The organism is Pseudomonas helleri (genome assembly GCF_045830615.1).
GTDB lineage: Bacteria > Pseudomonadota > Gammaproteobacteria > Pseudomonadales > Pseudomonadaceae > Aquipseudomonas > Aquipseudomonas helleri.
The window spans coordinates 2,848,446-2,864,229 of the sequence record NZ_CP174501.1; the positions used below are offsets into that span (position 1 = coordinate 2,848,446).

Genomic DNA, 15,784 nt, shown 5'->3' on the forward strand with positions numbered 1-15,784 from the left:
GCGCATATAAGCCCAACGCCAGCAAATCCGGGCAACGTGGCGGCGGTGCGACAAATCGACTCAGGTAGACTGCTCACCCCCTGGTCGTCATAAGCGCCGCAGTGGCGATCAGGTTAATTAATGTAAAGGCGCGTGAAGTTTGGCTTTTTGACGCAAGAGAGAATCTATATCATTTGCCTTTAAGTTTGCACGGACGCCGACACTTCTCTCACTCTGCGCGGAATTCTGATGCCGACCACCCTCGCCCCGTTTCGTTTGACTTCACTGGCTGCCACCTTGCTTGGCCTGCTGGGTACCTCGCTGTGCAGCGTGGCTGCTGCCGATCAGGCCCCGTCCTCCGTGCTGACCCTGGACAGCACGGCCATTTCAGCCGATGAGTTACCCAAGAACGCCCTGCCAACCGTGTTCAGCGGCGGCCAGGTCGCACGGGGTGGTGAGCTTGGCGTGCTGGGCAATCAGGACATGATGGATGTGCCGTTCACTATGTCGAGTTACACCGCGCAACTGATCGAAGACCAGCAAGCAGAAAACATCGGCGATGTGCTGCTAAACGATTCATCGGTGCGCCAGTCCTTTGGCTACGGCAACGCGGCGCAGATTTTTGTGATTCGGGGCTTGCCTCTGAACAGTGACGATATTTCTTATAACGGCTTGTATGGCGTATTACCGCGCCAGGTGATCAGTACCGACAGTCTTGAGCGGGTTGAAGTGTTCAAGGGCCCCAATGCCTTTATTAATGGCGTAACTCCGACCGGCTCAGGCGTCGGCGGTGGCATCAACTTGCAGCCAAAGCGTGCCCAGGATACCCCGACCAGGCGCTTTAGCACCGATATCTCCAGCAGCGGCCGCGTGGGTGAACATCTCGATTTGGGCCAGCGCTTTGGCGACAACAATGAATTTGGCGTGCGCATGAACATCGCCCAGCGCGAAGGCGATACTGCCATCGACGATGAAAACCAGCGCACCAAGCTGTTTGCCCTGGGGCTAGATTACCGGGGTGATCGCTTGCGGCTGTCGACCGATTTTGGCTATCAAAAACAGCGCATCAATGGCAATCGCAACACGGTGTATATCCCCGCCACATTGACCGGCATCCCCCACGCCCCGGATGCCGACACCAATTACAGCCAGAAGTGGACCTTCACCGAGCTGGAGGACACCTACGGCATGGCCCGTGGCGAATATGACCTCAACGACCAGTGGACCCTGTATGCCGCCGCCGGGGCCAAGCACACCCGCGAAGTAGGCAACTATTCCACCCCGACCCTGCGCAGTACCGCAGGCGCGACCACCGCTTCAAGCATGTTTGTCGCCCATGATGAAGACAACCGCAGCGCCATGGCCGGCCTGCGCGGCACGTTGCAAACCGGCCCGGTGAGCCATCAAATCAACCTCGGGGTGACGGGTATCTGGACCGAGCAACGCTCGGCATATGAGTTGAGTGGCAGTTTCGCCAACGACTTGTACCACCCGATAGACGTGGCCAAGCCGACGGTTTACCCGTACGTGGGCGGCGATATCAACGACCCGGGCATCGTCGGCAAGACCATCAACCGCAGCATGGCGATTTCCGACACCCTGGGCTTTATGGACGACCGTATTCTGGTCACCTACGGTCTGCGTCGGCAAAACCTGAAAGTCGACGGCTGGAGCTACGCCGGCGCGCGCACGGCCACCTATGACGAGTCCATCACCACGCCGGTCTACGGCATCGTCCTCAAGCCATGGGAACACGTGTCGCTTTACGCCAACAGCATCGAAGGTCTGGCCAAGGGCCCGACCGCTCCGGCAACCGCTGGCGGTGCTGAAGTGACAAACCGCGGGCAGGCCTTTGCGCCTGCACGCTCCAAGCAAGTCGAAGCAGGGATCAAGTACGACAAGGGCACCTTTGGCGCGAGTTTTGGGGTGTATCGCATCGAACAGCCCAGCGACGGCTATGTTGACGCGCAAAACACCTACGTCCGCCAAGGCACCCAGCGTAATCGCGGGATTGAGCTGAACATCTATGGCGAGCCACTGGACGGCTTGCGTTTGCTGGCCGGTGCGACCGTGATGGACACCGAACTCAGCGGCACCAACAACGGCGCCAACAATGGCAATCGGGCGATCGGCGTGCCGAACTTCCAGTACAACCTGGGTGCCGACTGGGATGTACCGGGGCTTGAGGGCGTCGCGTTGAATGGGCGCATGCTGCGCACTGGCGGCCAATACGTCGATGCAGCCAACACCCAGAGCATCCCGGCCTGGAACCGCTTTGACCTGGGTGCACGTTACAGCTTCGAGGTTGAGCAGCGCGCCGTGACACTGCGGGCCAACCTGGAGAACGTCACCAACACCCGTTACTGGGCATCGGCCAATGGCGGCTACCTGAGCCAGGGCGAACCGCGCGCACTGAAAGTCTCGGCTACGGTCGACTTTTAACAAAGCTCCACCCTCTTTGTAGGAGCTGCCGCAGGCTGCGATCTCTTGACTTTCAACATCAAAAATCGTAGTCCGCTGCCGTTCCAGCCACTTTGCGTTTTTTCACATTGAGTTCACCTCCCATCCACCCGCAGCCCTCTAACGTGCCTTTAAACACACACGGCGCGATGCAGATTCAGCTCAGCGTAAGGTTGAGATCGCTAACATCAGCGATTGAAAGTAGCCGTCTAGTGATCCCCTATCTCCTCAGGCCAACCCTGAATGACCGTTATCCAACGCTGGACCTCAGAACACCGGGCGCTGCTGCTGTTGGTGGGTGACAGCGCTGCCCTGATGGCCTGGCTGGATAAAACCAGCGGCCATCACTTTGATCTAAAACGCACCTTGATCTTCGCCCAGCACCGCAGCGGCGACCCGTTGCCGCTGGGCTATTTGAGCGTGGATCATCAGGTGGTCAGCAGCCAGGTCGATAACGGCGACCGCCTGCTGCGCCGCCGCGAGACTGAAAGCGTCGCGTATATTCCCGCCGGGGGCGGGAGCTTGTAGCTGACCGCTGGATTCAAAGAATCCTGTACAACAGACGTTCGATTCGAACCCGGCTGACGCGGCGCAGGAACTTGGCCACGGCGGGCGGGTAGTCCGTCAGGGTATCAAGATCTTTGAAGTGATCGATGCGCTGGGTGTGGGCGAAGATCGCTTCCAGTTCCTTGCGCCGGGGTTCGAGCAATTCGCGACGCGGGTCGTCGATCAGCAGGCCGTTTTCCAGGTCCAGGCGGAACGCTCGCGGGTTAAGGTTGTTGCCGGTCAGCAAGGTGTAGCGGTCATCAACCCACATGCCTTTGAGGTGATAGGTGTTGTCACCGTCACGCCACAGGTGCAGGTTGAGCAAGCCGCTGTCGATCTGGCGCTGATGGCTTTTGGCAAAACGGCGCAAGCTCAGTTCGTACAGGTAAGGCAACGCCGCGATCACCCTGAACGGTTCACTCGGCGGGATATAGAAGTCGTTGGCAGTCTTGTCACCGACCACGATGTCGATCTTCACCCCACGCTCCAGCGCACGGTTGATCTCGCGGGTGACGGGCAATGGCAAGTTGAAATACGGCGTGCAAATGGTCAATTGCTGCTGGCTGCTGGCAATCAGCTCGCACACTACCCGGTTCAGCGGGTTGTTTTTGCCAACGCCCAGCAGCGGGCTGACGGACAGGCCAAAGTGCCCGACCGTGCCGTGTGTGGTGTCGTAACTGGCTTTTTTCAGGTGGCTGCGCAAGTTGCCGATGGCGCTGCGCAGGCTGCGCGTTGTCGGCAATGACGGCAGATCCAGACGGTGCACGGCCTTGGCTTCAATCAAGTCATGCTGCACAAAGTGCTGCATGGAATCCGCCAGTGCCTTGTTGTGCAGCACGTGATAACGGTCGTAGCGGTACTTGTCCAGCTTGTGCAAATACACGTTGTTCAGGCTGGCGCCGCTGTAGATCACGCAATCGTCGACAATAAAGCCCTTGAGGTGCAGCACCCCGAACAGTTCACGGGTTTGCACCGGCACGCCGTAAATCGGCACCTCGCTGTCGTGAGCCGCCGTTTGTGCCTGATACCAGGCCGCGTTGCCGGGCTGCTTGCCCGCGCCAATCAGCCCGCGTTGTGCCCGCAACCAGTCAACCACCACCGCAATTTCAAGTTCAGGACGTGCCGCTTTGGCAGCGTGCAAGGCGTCGAGAATTTCCTGACCGGCTTCGTCCTGTTGCAGGTACAAGGCCACCAGCGTGATCCGATGACGAGCGCCAGCGATATGCGCCAGCAGGCTGCGCCGGAACTCGGCAGCGCTGGGCAAAATGCTGAACGCATCGGCAGACAATGGAAAACTGCGCAGTTTGGGCAACAAGGAACGTTTGAAGAGCGACGGCATAGGGCTCGCAAGGGTCGAATGCAAAAGACCGCACAGCTTACACGATTCTTGGCAACTGCATTAACTGTAGGAGCGAGCTTGCCTCGCGATCTTTTTAAAGATCAAAAGATCGCGAGGCAAGCTCGCTCCTACAGAGGGCCGGTAGCGGTTACAGGGAGCGCAAGGTCAACAAACGGGCGATGTCGCGGGCGCGGTCGGTGAGCAATTGCGCAGCCTGGGCGCAGGCGTCTTCGAGGCTCATCGGGCCGCTGGTCAAGGCGAAGGCAGCGTGGATGCCATGGGCATAAAGGGCCTGATAGCCATCGCCCAACGTACCGGCCAAAACCACCACTGGCACGCCGTGGGCCTGGGCGATACGGGCAACACCAAACGGGGTTTTGCCACGCAGGGTCTGCGCATCAAAACGCCCTTCCCCGGTGATCACCAGGTCTGCGCCCTTGACCGCTTCGGACAAACCAACCAACTCGGCGACCACCTCGACCCCGGCACGAAATTGCGCGCCAAAGAAGGCTTTTGCGGCAAAACCAAGCCCGCCCGCAGCACCCGAACCCGGCTCATCACGCACATCCTTGGGCAAGATCTTGGCGCACTGATCGGCAAAGTGCCCGAGGGCTTGATCCAGCAGGCGCACTTGCTCAGGCGAGGCGCCCTTTTGCGGTCCAAAAATGGCGGACGCGCCATGCTCGCCGCACAGCGGGTTGTTGACGTCTGCCGCGATTTCAAAACGCACGTCATTCAAACGCGGGTCCAGACCAGCCAGGTCAATGCGTGCGACGTTGGCCAAGGCCAGGCCACCATGGTCCAGAGGTTGGTCCTGGGCATCGTACAAACCCAGACCCAACGCTTGCAGGGCACCGGCACCGGCGTCGTTGGTGGCGCTGCCGCCGATGGCCAGGATGATGCGCCGGGCTCCGGCATCCAGCGCGGCCTTGATCAACTCGCCGGTACCGTACGTGCTGCTGATGCAGGCGTCGCGCTCACTGCGGGCGACCAACTGCAAGCCGCTGGCCTCGGCCATTTCAATAATTGCGGTGCGGCTGTCTGGCAGCCAGCCCCAGTTGGCCTCGACCGCAGCACCCAAAGGGCCTTGCACGCGATTACGTCGCAGTTGCCCGTTACCGGCGGCGACAATCGCATCTACCGTCCCTTCGCCACCATCGGCCATGGGGCACGTGATCAACTGCGCATCCGGCAGCACATCGCTGAATCCGGCAGCAATGGCATCGGCGACTTTTTCAGCGCTCAGGCTGTCTTTGAACGAGTCGGGGGCAATCACGATTTTCATGGGGCGAATCTCCAGTTCTTATGCCTTCCATGCTGCCAGTAATCAGCTGCAAACACGCCGGTCTGGTGCACAAGCAATCACAGGGTTTGTTGTTCATTTCTACAACCGTAGCTGTGCAAGCTAGCTGTGTGGCAGCAATTGCACCCCCAGGTACAGCGCCAGCATGCCATTGAGGCTTAACGGATCGACCCCGCTCAACTCGGCAATACGCTCCATGCGGTAGCGCAGGCTGTTGCGGTGGATGCCCAGCGCATCGGCACATGGCTGGCTCTGGCCGTCGTGTTCGCACCAACTGCGCAAGGTTGAAATCAGTTGGCCGTTACTGTCTTTGGCCACCACTTTGTGCAGCGGCCCCAACAGCTCTTCGAGAGCATCATCGTTGCGATGGCGCCACAACATCACCGGCAAGCGATAACGGTTGAGCGTCAAGACACGGGTCTGTGGCAACACATCCCGCCCATAAGCCAGCAAGTCCCCGACCCGTCGATAACAGCGGCGCAAACCCTTCAAGCCATCAGCCTGACCGCCTGCGGCAACGCGCAAGACGTTCCAGCCCAGGCCATCAAGGCGTTCAAGCAAGCGCACGTCATCCAGCACGGTGGTCGAGGGGCGACACCACAACAACGAACCGGTGGCCGGGGTTACGCACCAGCTGTCCGGGTAGCGAGCCTGCAACCAGGCGCTCAAGGCTTCGGCGCTTTGCCCGGAACCCAGTTCAAACAAAAACGGAATGCGTGATAGCTGTGGCTTAAGCCCTAACTGTTGGGCTTCATCAATCAGCCGGGGCGAGTCGCCCGCATCACTGAGCAATAAAGCCACCAGGTCATCGCAACGCTGCCGCCGCCATTGTTGCTCTGCCTGCTGGTGACGCTGGCCCACGAGCATTTCAGCGGTCATGCGCACCAGCTCGGCATAGGTGCGCAACAGTTCTGGCTCGCCGGTCAGCCCGAGCACGCCAATCAGGCGCTGGTCGAGCAATAACGGCAGGTTGATACCCGGCTGCACGCCTTTGAGGTGCTTGGCCGTTTGCGTGTCAATCTCGACCACCCGTCCGTTGGCCAGGACCAGTTGTGCACCTTCGTGCCGTGTATTAATGCGCTCTGGCTCACCGCTGCCTAGAATCAGGCCCTGGCTGTCCATCACGTTTACGTTGTACGGCAAAATGGCCATCGCTCGATCAACGATGTCCTGCGCCAGATCATGATCCAGTTCAAACATGGGGTGACAATCCTTGGAAACATTTGTTCATGGGCACAGGCGGCTGGCCAAAAGACTGTGCATTGGCACAAAGACAGCAACGCCGAGGTGACCGAGACTCATGCAGCGATCAACGTTAACCTCGGATCGTGAAAAAACATAATAAAGAGAGACAAAAGATGTCACAGAGCGCCAACACGACGCTGACCAGCGATGACGACAAAAACGCCATCTACAAGCGCATCACCCTGCGTTTGATCCCCTTTATCTTCATCTGCTACCTATTCAACTACCTCGACCGGGTCAACGTTGGATTTGCCAAGCTGCAGATGCTCGACGCACTCAAGTTCAGCGAAACCGTATACGGCCTGGGCGCCGGTATTTTCTTTATCGGCTATGTGCTCTGCGGCGTACCGAGCAATCTGGCGCTGACCCGCTTCGGCCCACGGCGCTGGATTGCGGTGATGATGATCACCTGGGGCCTGCTCTCGACCTGCCTGATGTTCGTCACCACGCCAACTCAGTTCTACGGCCTGCGTCTACTCACCGGCGCCGCCGAAGCCGGCTTCTTCCCCGGCGTGGTGCTGTACCTCTCGCAGTGGTTCCCGACCTTCCGCCGTGGTCGCATCATGGCGTTGTTTATGTCGGCCATTCCGGTGTCCGGATTGCTCGGCGGGCCTTTCTCCGGGTGGATTCTCAGCCACTTCGCGGCGGGCCAGGGTGGTCTGGCAGGCTGGCAGTGGATGTTTCTGCTGCAAGGGATTCCGACCGTGCTGCTGGGTGGCCTGGCGATTTTCCTGTTGAGCGACAGCTTCGCCAATGCCAAATGGCTGAGCGCCCACGAGCGCGCAGTACTGGAAGCCGACCATCAACTGGACGCCGCCAACCGGCCCTCCACGGCAACTGATTCGCTGCTGGCGGTGTTCAAGAACCCGGCCATCTGGGCGTTTGGCTTGATTTACTTCTGCATTCAGAGTGGCGTGTACGCGATCAACTTCTGGCTGCCGTCGATCATCAAAAACCTGGGCTTCAATGACGCCCTGGTCATTGGCTGGATCAGCGCCATCCCCTACTTGCTGGCAGCAGTATTCATGCTGCTGGTAGGCCGTTCTGCCGACCTGCGCAAAGAGCGGCGCTGGCACTTGGTGGTGCCGATGCTGATGGGGGCAATCGGGCTGATCATTGCGGTCAACTTCGCCACCCAACCGGCCATTGCGATTTTGGGCCTGACCATCGCGACCATGGGCGCATTGACCGGCCTGCCGATGTTCTGGCCGGTGCCGACCGCCCTGCTCAGCGCCGGTGCCGCAGCGGGTGGCCTGGCCTTGATTAACTCGATGGGGCAGATGGCGGGCTTCTTGAGCCCTTACCTGGTCGGTTTTGTCAAAGATGCGACCGGCTCTACGGACGTGGCCTTGTACATGCTGGCTGCCGTGATTGTCGGTGGCAGCCTGCTGGCCTTGCGCATGACCCGGGGCATGACCAACGCTTGATGTTCATAACGTTGCCACGCGATCTTTTTGATTTTTAAGATCAAAAGATCGCGAGGCGAGCTCGCTCCTACGGGTTAGAACTCGATATCCAGCTGTTCAACCACGTTGAACAGCTCGTCTACCAGGCAACCGACGCGCCATTTGTCGAAGGTCAGGCACGGATGTGAAGTACCAAAGCTGATGATGTCGCCGATGGTCAGCTCAATGCCTGGAGCAACGGTCATAAAGGCATGCTGATCCATCACGGCGGTGACCCGGCATTCGCTGACGTTATCGCCAAACGCAGGCACTACGCCTTCGCGGTAACGTTTTAGCGGCATCGGCAAGCCCGCATCGTAGGCCACATCACGTTTGCCCAAGGCAACAACGGCAAAGCCCGGCTCGGGCAGCGATTGCACGTGGGCCCAGACTTCCAGCGCCGGACGCAGACCTTCGTGCAGATCGCTGCGCCGATCCAGCACGCAGCATTGCGCCTCTTTGTAAATGCCGTGATCGTGAACCACGTAGCTGCCGGGGCGCAGCACGCTGAGGAATCGCCCGCTGGCCGACTCGGCGGCGAACGCTTCGGCAATCAAGTCATACCAGGCAGACCCCGACGCCGTGATAATCGGTTTATCGAGGGCAAAGGCGCCGTCTTTTTGCAGATGCAGGGCCAAACGCACCAGCGACGCTGCAAAAGCACGAATCTCGCTGATCGCTGTGTCACCACGAATCACCCCTTCGTAGCCTTCGATGCCAGTCAACGCCAGCGCTGGCTGGGCGTTGATCGCCGCCGCTAAAGCCAGCACTTGCTCCTCTGTGCGACAGCCGCAACGCCCGCCAACCACGCCGTACTCGATCATCACGTTGAGACGCTGGCCGCGCTCGGCAAAGAACGCGCCCAAGGCCGCGACGTTGTCCGGGTGATCCACCATGCAGTAGAACTCGAACGCCGGGTCCGTTTGCAGCTCGGCTATCAGTGCCATGTTCGGCTGACCCACCAACTGGTTGGCCATCAGCACGCGGCGTACGCCGGCGGCATAGGCCGCACGGGTTTGCACCGCAGTGCCCAAGGTAATGCCCCAGGCGCCCTGCTCCAACTGGCGGCGAAACAAGGCCGGGGCCATGCTGGTTTTGCCGTGGGGGGCCAGCACTGCGCCGCTGCGGGTCACGAAGTCCTGCATCCAGCGAATGTTATGTTCCAGCGCCGCACGGTGGATCACCAGCGCAGGCAAGCTCACGTCACGCAGCAGATTGTCGGCACGTTTGCCAGCGCCCTTTGGCACCAGCGCAGTATTGAGTGGCATCGGTATACCTCGTGTGTCAGACCTTGGCTTTGTAGGCGATGCAGTCGATCTCGACCTTGCAATCGACCATCATCATGGCCTGAACGCAGGCGCGGGCCGGGGCATGTTCGCTTTTGAAATACGACGCAAAGACCTTGTTGAAGCTCCAGAAATAACGCGGGTCTTGCAGCCAGACTCCGGCACGCACCACATCTTCCAGGCCGTAACCGGCTTCTTCGAGAATCGCGATGAGGTTTTGCATGGTCTTGTGGGTTTGCTCAACAATCCCGCCGTTGATGATTTCACCGTTTTCCATGGCCACCTGACCCGACACGTGCAGCCAGCCATCGGCCTCTACAGCGCGGGCAAATGGCAAGGGTTGACCACCGGCGCCCACAGCGCCAGTACCGTAACGTTTGATGCTCATAAGCAGGGCTCGGTTAGTGAACAGGCAGGCAGTGTGGCACACGCCACGCCATCAGCCCAATTGCCACCAACCGGGCAGCAGTTGCTGCACCTTGGGCTCGGCATAGCGGTCATCGATCAAGAACAGCGTGCCTTGGTCGCTTTGGGTACGGATCACGCGCCCGGCGGCCTGGACGACTTTTTGCAGGCCAGGATAGAGATACGTGTAGTCATACCCCGCGCCAAACAGCCCGGCCATGCGCTGTTTGATTTGCTCATTGACCGGGTTCAATTGCGCCAGCCCAAGGGTGGCGACAAATGCACCGATCAGCCGCGCGCCCGGCAAGTCGATGCCCTCGCCAAACGCACCGCCCAGCACCGCGAAACCTACCCCTTGGCTGGCCAAGGTGAATTGATCAAGAAAGCCTTGGCGCGCGGCTTCGTCCATGCGTCGTGATTGCAACCACTGCGGCACCTGCGGATGGCGTTCGGCGAGCAACTCTGCAACCTGTTGCAGGTAGTCAAAACTGCTGAAAAACGCCAGATAGTTGCCGGGGCGTTGCGCGAACTGGGCCGCGATCAATTCGACGATAGGCGCCAGGGACGCTTCGCGGTGCACATAGCGGGTCGAGATCTGGCTGACAACCTGCACTTTGAGTTGCTGTGCACTGAACGGCGATTCGACATCGATCCAGACCGTATCGGCAGGCAACCCCAGCAGGTTGGCGTAGTAAGGGCGCGGGCTCAGGGTGGCAGAAAACAAAACGTTACTTTGCGCGCTGGCCAGGCGCGGGCCGATGAATCCCGCTGGGACAATGTTGCGCAGGTTGAGCTGTGACACACGTCGCCGGCCAGCATCGCGCACGCTGACGTCGAACAAAAAGTGCTGGTCAAACAGCTCTGCGACCCGGTTGAACTGCAGGGCTTCGAAATAGAAGGCTTGCAGGTTGCCGGTCAGCCCTTGCGGATGATCGTTGAGGTAGTCACCGATTGCCGTTATACAGCCCGACAACGCGCTGAGCCATTTAGCCGGCAGTTGCGGATGCACTTGATAAGGCCCGTTTTGTTCCTTGTGCAGCGCATTCCATTCACGATTGAGGCGCTTGAACGACTTGTCGAGCGGCGCCGGAGCGTTTTGCCGAACGCTGTTGAGGGTGTGTTGATCGAGGCTGGCGCTGTACATCTGGCGCGCCCGCTCCACCAGGTTATGGGCTTCGTCGACCAGCGTCGCGACCCGCCATTGATTGGCTTGGGCCAGGCCGTAGAGCAAGGCCGTAAAGTCGAAATAGTAGTTGTAATCGGCAATCACCAGATCAGCCCAGCGGGCCATTTCCTGGCTCAGGAAGTACGGGCACACCTGATGGTCCAGGGCGACGTTGCGCAGTGTCTGCTGGTCCAGCGGTGACTGGGCAACGGCCGCCTGACGCGCAGCGGGCAGGCGATCATAAAAACCCTTGGCCAACGGACAGGAATCGCCATTACAGGCGTTTTCGGGGTACTCACAGGCCTTGTCCCGCGCCACCAGTTCCAGCACGCGAAACGGGCTCTGCGAGCCCACCGGGTACAGCACTTGTGCAGCATCCAGCGCCAATTTGCGGCCGGGCGTCTTGGCGGTCAGGAACATCAGCGTGTCGAGTTGTTGCTTGGGCATGGCCTTGATCAAGGGGAACAAGGTGCCTATGGTTTTGCCGATGCCGGTGGGTGCCTGGGCCATCAGGCAACGACCGCCGCTGGCGGTTTTATACACGGCCTCTGCCAGGCTGCGTTGCCCGGTACGAAATTGCGCATGGGGGAATGCCAACTGCTGCGCCGCCTCATCACGGGCCTGACGATGGCGCATCTCTTGTTCGGCCCAGTTCAGGAACAGCGAGCATTGCTGATTGAAGAACTGTTCGAGGTCGGCGGCCTTCCAGGTTTCTTCGACTCGTGTTTCTTTCTCGCTAACGATATCGAAGTACACCAGCGCCAGATTCACCTGGGGCAGTTGCAGGCTTTGACACAGCAGCCAGCCATACACCCGGGCCTGAGCCCAGTGCAATTGCCGATGGTTGGCGGGGATCGAGGCAAAGTCGCCGCGAAAGGTTTTTACCTCTTCAAGCACATTACCTTGCGGGTCGTAACCGTCGGCACGACCGCGCACGGTCAAGCTCTGGTACTGCCCTTCAAGGCTCACCTCGGTTTGATACCCGGCACTGCGCCGTGAAGCCACCGTACGATGCCCGGCAATACCCTGCTGGGCCGTGGGCGACGGGGTAAATCGCAAGTCAAGGTCGCCGACCTTGGCCGTGAACTCGCACAAGGCGCGCACTGCCACGCGATAACTCAAGGGCTCAGGTCCTGCCATTGCACGTAACACACCGTGACCGGCATCTGATGTTGCTCGCACAGCGCGAGCCAGCGCAGCTGGTTGTCTTGCAGGCGGTCACCGGGGCCTTTGACTTCGATCATGCGGTAAGCCTTTTGCGCGGGCCAGAACTGAATCAGGTCAGGCATGCCGGCACGATTGGTTTTGATGTCTTGCAACAAACGCTTGAACCAGACTTTCAAATGTTCAGGCGGCAAGCACAGCAAGGCATCGTCCAGCAGGCTTTGGCTGACATAGTCCCAGGCCACAAAAGGTGACTGCACGCCGAACTTGGCGGCGTAGGTGGCGCGTATGGTGTGTTGGTATTGCAGGCTGTCCAACTGCGCCAGGCAGGCGTCGAACAAGTCTGCACGCCTGGAAAAGAAATCTTGATCGAGCAAATCGGCCGGGCCGCTTTGATAAGGGTGAAAAAACGCACCCGGCAGCGGTGTGAAAATCGCCGGCCAGCACAGCAAGCCGAACAGACCGTTGATCAAGGTATTTTCGACGTAGTAAACCGGTGTTTCAGGCGCTTGCAGGTGGTTGACCACTTTGAACTCGACCGACAGGGGTTCATCGCGATCAAGGCTCAGGTCCAGGCGCTCGATCGGTTGCGCCTTGGGTCGTTCCAGCGCCGCCAGGCCCAGCTTGCGGCGCAAACGGGGCAGCATGCGCAGCAATTGCTGTTGCTCAGCGTCGGTAAAAGGCGCATCCGCATCGGGCTCGGTCAACGCCATGGCTTGTTCAAACTCACCCAGCAGCTCAAGCACCCGAACCATGCGCAAACGCGCCTCAGGGTGCTGGCTGTCACGGTAGACCCGTAAACCCAGGGCCAACTGCCCTGCCCGCTCGTGGAACTGGCCGATTTGAAACAACAAACGCGCCCGACGGCGTTGCAGCCAGCGGTTATCAGTGTGGTAGTCGAGCACCCTGCCCTGTATGTCCTGCACATCGCCACCCGCTTCAAACGCCTCACGGCAGGCGTGGAGGTGCAGGTAGCCATCAATATCGGCCCGGCAGCGCAAGGCGCGTGATTCCGGGCTGAACGCCACGGTTTCGTAGTTAAACAGCCCCAGGTCAGCCAGTACCAGATCCGGCCAGCCTTGGCTCAGGTTGCCAAAGAACATCAGTCGCAAACGATCGCTCAAGTCCCGGTAATTGAGGGTGTAGAGCTGTTCATCCAGTGCGGGATGCCATTTATTGAAACTTTGTTGATGAGGGAAATCGGCTGCAAGATCCTCCAGCCACGCGGTCTTTTTACCCTTGGGCTGGGTGATGTGCGCACTGAAACAGCCAAGAATCTCGGGCTTGGTCAAGACCTCAAACACCTCGGCCAGTACCAAGGGCGCCTGATCATTCACCCAGCCGCCCTCCACCAAAGGCCGCGCAGCAGAGCGGATATCACCTATTTCTGCATAACTGAGCTTGCTCGCGCGAAAATGCGCGCCTTTACGCATCACCATTCGCACCCACAGCGCTTGTGAGGGCGTTGGCAACTGGCCAAAACCGGCAATAAATTGCTGTTCTTCAGGGCTCAGGACATCCTCATACCGGGCAGCAACCCAGGCGAGTACATGCTGAAAGTTTTTGAGGTAGTAAAACGGGTCTTGTAGGGGATCAGAAATCACAGGCACAACAAACCACTGGCTTAGGTTACTGGTTATGCATACAGATAGCAGTTCGCCTACCCGGCTGGCAAACCCTATTGGATGAGCGGCCGGGAAGTTCCCGTGTGGTAGCCGCTGACCCGGGACCAGGCAGCGGCTTCAGATTTACGGTTGAACCTCAGAGCTGCTTGTCTGGGTCATACATCCACAGTGCGGCAATCAAGGACTTACCGGCTGAGAAGTCTGTTTTTGACATACCAAACAGCACACGAAGTGATGACACAGGTAGCCCGCTGACAGATTCAAGCCACTTTACATCAGCCTCAGACGCGGCATTTTCCTCCATCAGGGTCTGTCGCAAGTCATTGCGTACATGGAGTTTTTCGGGATGACGTTGTTGTAAAAACACTTCGAGGCCGCTTGCCTGATCCACAAACGGTGAGTACAGAGCGCAGATCAGATGTTCATCGGTCATGCCATGAAGTTCGGCCAGATAGTGAGTAATGGTTTGCCGTAGTCTTTCTATGCGCTTTGGCGTATTAAAACTGCCGCCCAACTTTTTAATCACCTGACCTTTATAGCGTTCGTTAGTTTGATTGTCGGCGCTGGCCTTGCGCAAGAAATCTTGCACTCCAACATGGTACTCATCCCCGCAGTGACAGACACCACGAATGCCCTGTATGTGCGCCGATAATAAAACAACAGCAGCCTGGGGTTCCTCAACATCCAACACCTTTACATTCCAAGAGCCTTCTACAAACATCAGCACTTGCGAATGCAGCATATCGACTTCATAAGAGAGGCAATCAAAGACGTTGATAATATTAATTTCGCTGTCTGCGCTGTGTGCCCCCAACAGATTCAACGGCACAGGAAGACGCAACCAGTGTTTAAAGTCATCATCCAGTTTTGAACATAATTTAACTGCACTTTCAAAGTCTTGGGCATACAGAGCATTAGCCGCATGCCCCTGTTTAAGGGCTACCTGCCGTATCCATCGAGTGTATTCACCCAAGTGTTCAGGCGGGCGGCGATCAATTAACGCATCAACGTGCCCACCCCATTCGCAGGCGCGCCGGTAAAGCTTGGCCCGTGACAGCAGATCGGCATAAAAGAACGTCGCTCGGGGCGCAGCTTCCGAGAGATGCCCTGCCATCAGTATTTGTGTGCGATCCATGACCGACGCCAAGCGCTCAAAGGCTACCGGTATGTGCTTGTCCAACCGCCTGACTTGCGTCTCATCCACCAGCAGCAGTTCCACTGTGGGATCGTCATACACAAACAACTCATTGCATTGTGTCTGTATTCGCGCCATGACATTGGTCGTGACACGAGGCTGACGCAATACGGCAATACGCAAAGTAAATGTTTCGGGGGTACGACCGGCAATACTCAGTTGGGCTGCACGTAAAAAAGCCAAGGTGTAAGCGCATTCTTTGCCGCCTTCATGGACCACCATGACCCGATAACTTCCAATCCGTTCCAGTCCTCCTGCGGCGACTAATATGCGTTGAACCAACAGTTGCAACGCAATGCGCTCGGGACGACTAAAAAACCCCAGCAGCCGGTGTAGAACTTGTTGATAAACAAAATGCATGGCTTGTTCATGAAAGTTGCTCATGGGCTATTCCTCCAGTTCGACCGCTGTATTATCGACAGCCCTCAGCGCCAAGCACACCGTTACCTAATAGGTTCACCTCATAACAGATGCGACCCACATATGCATAGGAATTCACCTACACATAAAACACACACAAAAGAATATTTTTCCAGTTTGGAAAAATCTAAACGAATTGATGCCCGACATTAAAAACTGCCAGCATCACTATTCAATAAACAAAAGCAGGCCCATGTTTATTCATGC

The 15,784-nt window shown here is 58.4% G+C and carries 11 protein-coding genes; 3 read left to right on the forward strand and 8 right to left on the reverse strand.

All coding sequences use genetic code 11. The features are described from left to right. Positions 1-228: 228 nt before the first annotated feature. Together ACJJU9_RS12785 and ACJJU9_RS12790 are read left to right on the forward strand one after the other, a co-directional pair. The gene (locus ACJJU9_RS12785) at positions 229-2,421 is read left to right on the forward strand and encodes a TonB-dependent receptor (protein ID WP_407728626.1); all 2,193 of its coding nucleotides are present in this window, start codon (positions 229-231) and stop codon (positions 2,419-2,421) included. Positions 2,422-2,682: 261 nt separating this feature from the next. Next, the gene (locus ACJJU9_RS12790) at positions 2,683-2,967 is read left to right on the forward strand and encodes a hypothetical protein (RefSeq protein WP_407728627.1); all 285 of its coding nucleotides are present in this window, start codon (positions 2,683-2,685) and stop codon (positions 2,965-2,967) included. A 13-nt stretch (positions 2,968-2,980) separates the two neighbouring features. Here the strand turns inward: ACJJU9_RS12790 and pssA are convergent, their stop codons facing one another. From pssA to ACJJU9_RS12805, 3 genes are all read right to left on the reverse strand, one after another. After that, positions 2,981-4,324 carry a CDP-diacylglycerol--serine O-phosphatidyltransferase gene (pssA, locus tag ACJJU9_RS12795; protein ID WP_407728628.1) on the reverse strand — a complete coding sequence of 448 codons (1,344 nt, stop codon included), beginning with the start codon at positions 4,322-4,324 and terminating at the stop codon, positions 2,981-2,983. Between the two features lie 148 nt (positions 4,325-4,472). Then, complete coding sequence (locus ACJJU9_RS12800; RefSeq protein ID WP_407728629.1) at positions 4,473-5,609, reverse strand: glycerate kinase; 1,137 nt, start codon at positions 5,607-5,609, stop codon at positions 4,473-4,475. Positions 5,610-5,729: 120 nt separating this feature from the next. After that, positions 5,730-6,827, reverse strand: a complete 1,098-nt coding sequence (locus ACJJU9_RS12805; protein ID WP_048387652.1) for a sugar diacid recognition domain-containing protein — start codon at positions 6,825-6,827, stop codon at positions 5,730-5,732. 158 nt (positions 6,828-6,985) lie between these two features. On the opposite strand from ACJJU9_RS12805, the gene ACJJU9_RS12810 reads away from it, so the two are divergent. Next, entirely contained in the window at positions 6,986-8,299 is a 1,314-nt protein-coding gene (locus ACJJU9_RS12810) for an MFS transporter (protein WP_407728630.1), read from the forward strand. A gap of 74 nt (positions 8,300-8,373) precedes the next feature. Here the strand turns inward: ACJJU9_RS12810 and ACJJU9_RS12815 are convergent, their stop codons facing one another. The 5 genes from ACJJU9_RS12815 to ACJJU9_RS12835 form a co-directional block, all read right to left on the reverse strand. Next, a complete protein-coding gene (locus tag ACJJU9_RS12815; RefSeq protein WP_407728631.1) occupies positions 8,374-9,585 on the reverse strand; it encodes an amino acid deaminase in 1,212 nt (403 codons plus the stop codon). Between the two features lie 16 nt (positions 9,586-9,601). Then, a complete protein-coding gene (locus ACJJU9_RS12820; protein ID WP_407728632.1) occupies positions 9,602-9,991 on the reverse strand; it encodes a RidA family protein in 390 nt (129 codons plus the stop codon). A 51-nt stretch (positions 9,992-10,042) separates the two neighbouring features. Beyond that, positions 10,043-12,295 (reverse strand): ATP-dependent DNA helicase, encoded by a 2,253-nt coding sequence (locus ACJJU9_RS12825; protein ID WP_407728633.1) that lies wholly within the window; start codon positions 12,293-12,295, stop codon positions 10,043-10,045. Next, positions 12,292-13,941 (reverse strand): VRR-NUC domain-containing protein, encoded by a 1,650-nt coding sequence (locus ACJJU9_RS12830; protein WP_407730987.1) that lies wholly within the window; start codon positions 13,939-13,941, stop codon positions 12,292-12,294. Before ACJJU9_RS12830 ends, ACJJU9_RS12825 begins: the two co-directional genes overlap by 4 nt. A 157-nt stretch (positions 13,942-14,098) precedes the next feature. Beyond that, a complete protein-coding gene (locus ACJJU9_RS12835) occupies positions 14,099-15,541 on the reverse strand; it encodes a hypothetical protein (protein WP_407728634.1) in 1,443 nt (480 codons plus the stop codon). Positions 15,542-15,784: the final 243 nt, after the last annotated feature.